This is a genomic window from Microcoleus sp. K4-B3 (genome assembly GCF_036704615.1).
Classification (GTDB): Bacteria; Cyanobacteriota; Cyanobacteriia; order Cyanobacteriales; family Microcoleaceae; genus Microcoleus.
Genome location: NZ_JAUBSF010000158.1, coordinates 1 through 6,630 on the forward strand (window position 1 = coordinate 1; position 6,630 = coordinate 6,630).

Consider the following 6,630-nt stretch of genomic DNA (forward strand, 5'->3'; position numbering starts at 1 on the left):
TAATTATGAAATGGAACCGAAAGATAAAAAATAAAGGCAACTTAGTTAATGCAGTTTAGATGTTTAACAGCTTAGCTACTATTCCCGCCTCTGAAACAATTGCTTTATAGTCTTTCCACTCAGATTTTTCTCCGAGTGGTGTGATTAACCGGGCTTTGCCACCATCTACACTTAGTTCAGTAATATCTAATGTTGCTACGGGTTTATTGAATTCTTGATAATGTACTAATATGAGTTGTGTTTTCGATGGGACAGTAACTCCAGTGATGTATTTAATATCTTTTGATGCACTTTCATAGGCAACATTAGCACTCAGTCTTAAACAGCAGTTTTCTAAATGCGGGCTTAATCTACTTCCCGTACCACACCCTAGTCGAGCCGCTTGCTTCTCGGTGATACTTAAATCACCTAATGTACTTTTTAATTTCTTTACCCTTCCTGCTTTTGTCCCGCTAGCTGAGTAGATAAAAAATTTCCGATCTGTGGTGTTACATGAGTTAACACTCTTTCTTTTACTGCTAGCTCGATCGATATCTTCTAATGTCTTTAACGATCCAGGTTCACAATCCGCATACAGGATTGCAGAAATAGCTTCTACATGTGTTTGAATCGCCTGTTGCTGTTCTGGGGTCATGGTTCAATCGGCTCTCCTGAGTTTATGGTGTAAAATAGATTAACCAATACAGTTAGAGTGATGAGCTTTCATTTAGACTATCTATTAGACTTGCCCGGAGTCAAGGTTGAAACTTGTACTCAAGTTGAAGGACAAATTTACTTTCAACTGAGTGTTGTAGCGTTAGGAATAGTTTGTCCTCACTGTAATAAGTATACAGAAGAACTTCATCAAAATCGACCTATATTAGCCAGAGATTTGTCAGTTTTTGGTCGTTCTGTGTATTTACAAGTGCCTCGTCGGCAGTTTTACTGCCCTAGTTGTCAACGTTATAGTACAGAAAAGTTAGAATTCTTGGATCAAAAAAGACGACATACCCAACGATACGAACAAAATATTTATGCGCGCGTTCAACAGTCGAGTATGGAACAAATTGGGCGAGAAGAAGGATTGAGTTATGACGAAATCAAAGGTATGTTTGCTCATGTCCATTCCGGTAAAAAAAAAGCTGTTGGGAGTCAGCCAAGCGAGTGAGTATAGATGAGATAAGTATGAGAAAAGGACAAGGAAGTTTGGTAACTGTTCTTAGTGACATTGAAGGGGGTAAATTGATTGAAATGATTGACTCTCACCGTCAACAAGATATAGTGGAAGTCCTTAGAAAACAGCCATTTGAGGTTCGAGAACAAGTTGAGGAAGTGAGTGTTGATATGTGGGGAGGATTTCCAAAAGTTATAGAACAAGTATTCCCAAATGCCAAACTTGTTATTGACCGTTTTCACGTGATGAAAACAGTTAATAAAGACTTAAATAAGTTGCGTAGAGCAATAGGAATTACAGATAGAGGGAGTAAATATTTATTGTTGAGTAATCGAAGTAACCTTAATATCGAGCAAATTCACAGGTTGGAAGTCACCTTGAAGAAATCCGAATGTTTAAGAATTGCTTATGAGATGAAAGAAGAGTTTCGAGAAATATACGAGACCAATATGACCGTCAAAATGGCGCAGGAAAAGTTTAAGAATTGGCTGAATTATGCGCCTCTCTTTTTCCAAGAATCATCGGCGACAATTATCAATCATTTTGAAGGAATTTGTAACTACTTTCTTAATCGCACAACCAGTGGAGTGATGTCAGGGATAAATAATCGAATTAAGTTGATTATGCGACAAGGATATGGCTTTTCTAACTTTGATAACTTTCGAGATCGCGTATTAGCTTGCTTTTCTGATTAGGTAAAAATATCACCGTAAGTTCCAGAGAGCCGTTCAATCGCCATTAATAAGACACTATTATTCTCGCCTATTTTGCTCAACAATGGCTCAAAGCCACTATTTTACTCTTCTTGAGTATTTATACTTATCGCAAAAGTGACACGCTCCCAAAAAAATCTGCGTCCGAGCTCTGGCAATCTTTACCTCCTGTCTATAGACAATGTGCTGTTTGTTATACTGATTTTTGGGAATCTTATTCAGGAGTCCTACCTTTTAAAAGACATCGACCTGTAGGTAAAGAATCGGGAAAAACCAGTTATATTGAAAGACTTAATAATACTTTACGGCAGCGAATTTCTCGTTTGGTTCGTAAAACCTTGTCTTTCTCAAAAAAACTGCAAAAGGTCGTGCAACAAAAATCTGTGGGATACGTCGAATTGAGTGAGCGTCAATCCTAAAAACAGATGAATTGCTTACTATGTGGTCACGATAAAGTCCATAGACATGGAAAAACGGAGAAAGGGCAGCAGAGATACAAGTGTCCTTGCTGTGGTAAAACTTTCCCCGAACACTTTGACAGTCTCTACTATGGTCGTCATCTAACTCAAGATGAAGTTCATACTATCCTTCAAGCTCATGGAGAGGGAAGTAGCCTTCGGGGAATTAGCCGTATCAGTGGCAGAGCCTACGGGACGGTAGTCTCCCTTATTCAAGGTGAAGCGTCAAAAAGCACTGATGATTCACAATCTGTGAAGTCAAACAGATAGAAACAGAAGAAGTGATTGCCGACGAAATGTGGTCATTCGTCGAAAAAAACAGAAAAATTGTCTAGCACAGGAGTTAAGAGCCGGAGACTGTTGGATCGGATTGAGTTTAGCATCAGATAGTGGCTTAATTCTGGCAGCCAGAGTGGGAAAACACACGGATGCCTTCATCGAAGAATTGGTCAACAGCACCCTGCCGGAAAACCGACTGTCTCAATTGGAAAACCGATGGTTGGGGCGGTTATGAGCGAGTACTAACTTCAGAAATTCACCATCAAATCGGCAAAGAGAACACCCAGAGGCTAGAACGAACCAACGGGATTGTGCGACAACAAACAGGGCTTCCGGGCATCGGCGACAGAATAAATTTGCCAAAATTTGGGAACAGACAAAGGTGATCAATAGGCTGGTGGTCAGCTATGTCAACTGGATTTGGGTTCATCATCGTTTAGGAACAACGGCGGCGCAGAGAGCGGGATTAACAGAGCGCAGATGGACTTGGAACGACTTGGCTCTCTACCCCACAGTTCTTTGATGCACGACCCTGCAAAACCATATTGGGGCAATTTTTAACTTTTTACATCACTATAATTCTTGCATAAGAAAACGATATCATTACTGTGCATGACTACCAAAAGAGCTTATATAATATGTTGGGCATTTAAAGTGTATATGTCGGGCGGGTTACCTTGCCCACCCCACTTATGGTTTGAGTATTTATTTATAGTCTTTCTCAAAAAGATGAGGTACAATAACAGGAGTGTGTAAACCAGTTAAAAATATTTGACGATGTAACGCAGACCCTAACGCAAACTAAGAGTGCTTTTCCTAATTCTTAATAATTAGTAGTCTTGATAGAACGGAGAATGATTTTAAGTTGTGACCAGAGATTTTCAATTGGTGAAAAATCTGGTGAATAAGGTGATAAGTATAAGCTGTTTCGCATTTAAATTGTGATAACAGCATTTCCTTTGTTTTTAAGTTTGCGTCCCCATTTGATAACCAATTCTCCTTCATTTAAAAGCTTATTCAACAAAACTTCTAATTCTTCAATTGATTTAAAAAGTCGATTAGCAATATATTCTTTGGCTGAATGCCATACCAATTCAATCAAGTTATAGTCGGGGCTATATTCAGGCAAGTATTCTAGATGAATATTAGGCATTTCTGTTGTGATTTTTTGGAGATATTCTTGTTTTTTTTTAAAGCTGGCATTGTCTAACACAATCACTATTTTATACCCTTTTTCTGTAAAATTTTCTCGATTGTTTCCCCCTTCTACCCATTCACTTATTAAATCTTGATAAAACAGTTTCAAGACTTTATAGAAACTGTTATAGTTACTTTTACTCAGAAATTAAACAAATCTTTTTTTGTCTGAATACCTGATTGCTCCCATGACATTCACTCTTCCTTTTATTCTATCCCCTCTCACTTTTTTGCGATGTCCTTTTTTTCCCCACGTCTTCCTCTTTATCACCCTTAAACTAAATCCACTTTCACGCCCTTTACCATACCTGAAGGCAATTAGGATTTTCTTTTTCTATCTTTAAGTATTCCTCTAGTTTCTTGTTGAAAACTTTTCTTTTCTCCGGATCTTGTTTGTGCTCTAGGCTATATTTTGACCACAGGTAAACGTACTTTTTTTTTGAGAGAATTCTCCAAACTTGTGAGCCACTTAACTTGATTCCCGTCACTTCTTCTAAATAAGTAGCCAATCTTTTAGTTGACCACCGACCAAATTCATATCCTAGCTCTTGAGGAGCTTTGTCAATTGTTTCTAGTAATATTTCTATGTATTTTTCTGTAGCTTTGTGATTGTTTCCTTTCATTTTATCATCTTTAAGACTCTCTAAATTATCTGGATATCCATGCACGCACCAGAAACAGATTTTGTTTTACGAAAACCGATAAATTTAGCAATTTCTTTTTGCGTTTTTCCGTCATTGAGCAATAATAAAATTAAAATTCTCTCTCTAATTGCTCCATTTTTTTCTTGTTTTAAGGCTTGTTGAAGCTTTTTGACTTGTTCTGAATTTAGATGGTTTTTCGCTGGCATACTTCTGGTTTTTATGTAACTTTATGATTTATTATACCAGTTTAAATGCGAAACAGCTTATTAATTTTGCCCCTTTTTTTTCGCTCGCTTTTTTCACTTCTTCTCCCAGGTGAATGGGACAATTATCCATCACTACACAAGCACCTTTCCATAGTTTTGGCACAATTTTCCTGATAATAAAAGCTTCAAATGTAAGTAACTGCTCACCGCAACTGCGTTGCGGTATCGCAAATGGAGCCACAAATGGTGAGGGAAATACTTGCGCGTGTTGCAGAAACGGGAAATTTCCCAAGCTAAAAATAGAGGCTCCCGCTGAAAATAGCTGCCGTCACAAGCCCAAAATTAAGTTCAGTTAAATAGTAAACCTGGAGGACTACGACCTGCTAAAAAAAGTAACTGATAAAGTTGTGCGATCGCTTCGTGTCCTTGCAACCGAACTGTTTCAAGAAAGCTAAACATTTGAGCCACCAGTTGAGCGCCCCAATCGCTGCGCGCTCCGCCAGTTACCTTTCGATGTACAACTACCGGACGTAAAGCTCTTTCGGCATCATTGTTATCAGGTTTCACTTCTGGATAATCTAAAAAAGTGAACCACTCTGTCCAATGACGTTGCATTCGGTTAGTTAATCGTTGGGCATCATAGGGCCATCCCGTAACTGGTGGATTGTGCAAAACTGCTTGCAGTTGAGCTTCAATTACCGGACGATTGCCAGCGATTTGAAGGCAACTCAATTTCCCAGCATGATAGTCGCGATACCAAGTTCTGGCTGTGGCTAAAATCTCACTCACAGCTTGAGCGAAGAGACGATTCTCCTCAAAACGGCTCAGCTTGAGTGCTTCCAAGTCTCGTTCCAGATGTGCTAAACATTTCTGTTTCGCCGCTGCCGATTGTGGGTTGTAAGCACTAAAACAATCACTGCTGAGAATGCCGGAAAAGTCTTGTCCCAATAACTGCTGAAGTTCGGCACTACTCCGAGTCGGGGCGTGGGGTAGTACGCAAACCCGGTCGCTGGTGGCTACCCACAACCAATATTTGATGCCATCAATGCAATAAGTTGTTTCGTCTACACAGCGCACTCCCGGCTGTTGCACGTAAGTGAGCCATTGTTGATAAATTGGCTGCAAGCTTTGCTGAAAGTAGCGCTGCATTTTGGCTAAACTTCCTTGAGAGATGGGTACTCCCAAGACGTGTTCTACAAAATATTCTTGTTTTCTCCAAGGTAAGTTACCACCATATCCCAGCCAACCTACCACGCTACATAACCTGCCACCGTAGCTAAACCCTTCAATGACTCCTGGTGGTAGTTGAGAGTATCCTGACCAGCCACAATCAACACATTGGCAGAAGGGGCGACGATATTCTCTGATTTCTACAGGTTGCTCCACCAACTCGGCTACTTGTTGCACTTTGGTTGGTGTTGCTCTGATTGACTCGGTTGCTGCCTGACAAACTCGACAGCGATCTGGTTTTAACTCTATGATGCGGTCGGGTTCACCAAATCCATTTCGTGTCTTGCCCGGATGGTCGTATTTTGGACCCCGTTTTTTTCCTTTTTTCCGCTTGCTTTTGTCGCTAGGCTTTTTAATTTGGTCGGCTGATGGAGGGATGGAACTGTTTGATGAGGAGCGGTTTTTCAGCCAGGGTAAGCGCATCTCAAAGGCTATTGACAAGCGGGTTGAGAGGCATCATCATGGGGAAATAAACAAGCAGCGAGAATAGTCAGCATATAGTTATTATCCATAGCGGCGCGATTGGATTTTTGGCGATTACTACGTTTGCAAGATTGCTCCAGATTTAAAGCATTAAGAGCAATTCGTCGCAGCAATGCGGCTCTCCTGACTTTATGGTGTATAATGTAACAAAGAATACATTTATTATTATGGACTTTTATTTGGACTATATATTAGACATCTCCAAAAATAATTAAAGCCTTTGTGTAACGCCGGCTGTATGACGTAAATGCAATCATCCTAAATTAG

3 protein-coding genes and 4 pseudogenes are annotated in these 6,630 nt (G+C 39.9%); 4 read left to right on the forward strand and 3 right to left on the reverse strand.

Going from position 1 to position 6,630, the window contains the following annotated elements:
* Positions 1-55: 55 nt before the first annotated feature.
* Positions 56-634 carry a hypothetical protein gene (locus QUA78_RS31245; protein WP_333399215.1) on the reverse strand — a complete coding sequence of 193 codons (579 nt, stop codon included), beginning with the start codon at positions 632-634 and terminating at the stop codon, positions 56-58.
* A 60-nt stretch (positions 635-694) separates the two neighbouring features.
* Between QUA78_RS31245 and QUA78_RS31250 the strand changes: the two genes are divergently transcribed.
* The 4 genes and pseudogenes from QUA78_RS31250 (at position 695) to QUA78_RS31265 (ending at position 3,126) form a co-directional block, all read left to right on the forward strand.
* Positions 695-1,147: a transposase family protein gene (locus QUA78_RS31250; protein ID WP_333306537.1), complete on the forward strand. Its 453-nt coding sequence runs from the start codon at positions 695-697 to the stop codon at positions 1,145-1,147.
* 17 nt (positions 1,148-1,164) lie between these two features.
* Positions 1,165-1,848 carry an ISL3 family transposase gene (locus QUA78_RS31255; RefSeq protein WP_333306538.1) on the forward strand — a complete coding sequence of 228 codons (684 nt, stop codon included), beginning with the start codon at positions 1,165-1,167 and terminating at the stop codon, positions 1,846-1,848.
* Between the two features lie 161 nt (positions 1,849-2,009).
* Positions 2,010-2,285: pseudogene (locus QUA78_RS31260) on the forward strand (IS1 family transposase); the annotation flags it as partial.
* Between the two features lie 6 nt (positions 2,286-2,291).
* Positions 2,292-3,126, forward strand: a pseudogene (locus QUA78_RS31265) (IS1 family transposase).
* A gap of 411 nt (positions 3,127-3,537) precedes the next feature.
* On the opposite strand, the pseudogene QUA78_RS31270 reads toward QUA78_RS31265, so the two are convergent.
* Both QUA78_RS31270 and tnpC read right to left on the reverse strand, forming a co-directional pair.
* Positions 3,538-4,650 (reverse strand): annotated as a pseudogene (locus QUA78_RS31270) (IS630 family transposase).
* 348 nt (positions 4,651-4,998) lie between these two features.
* Positions 4,999-6,288: pseudogene (tnpC, locus tag QUA78_RS31275) on the reverse strand (IS66 family transposase); the annotation flags it as partial.
* Positions 6,289-6,630 lie beyond the last annotated feature (342 nt).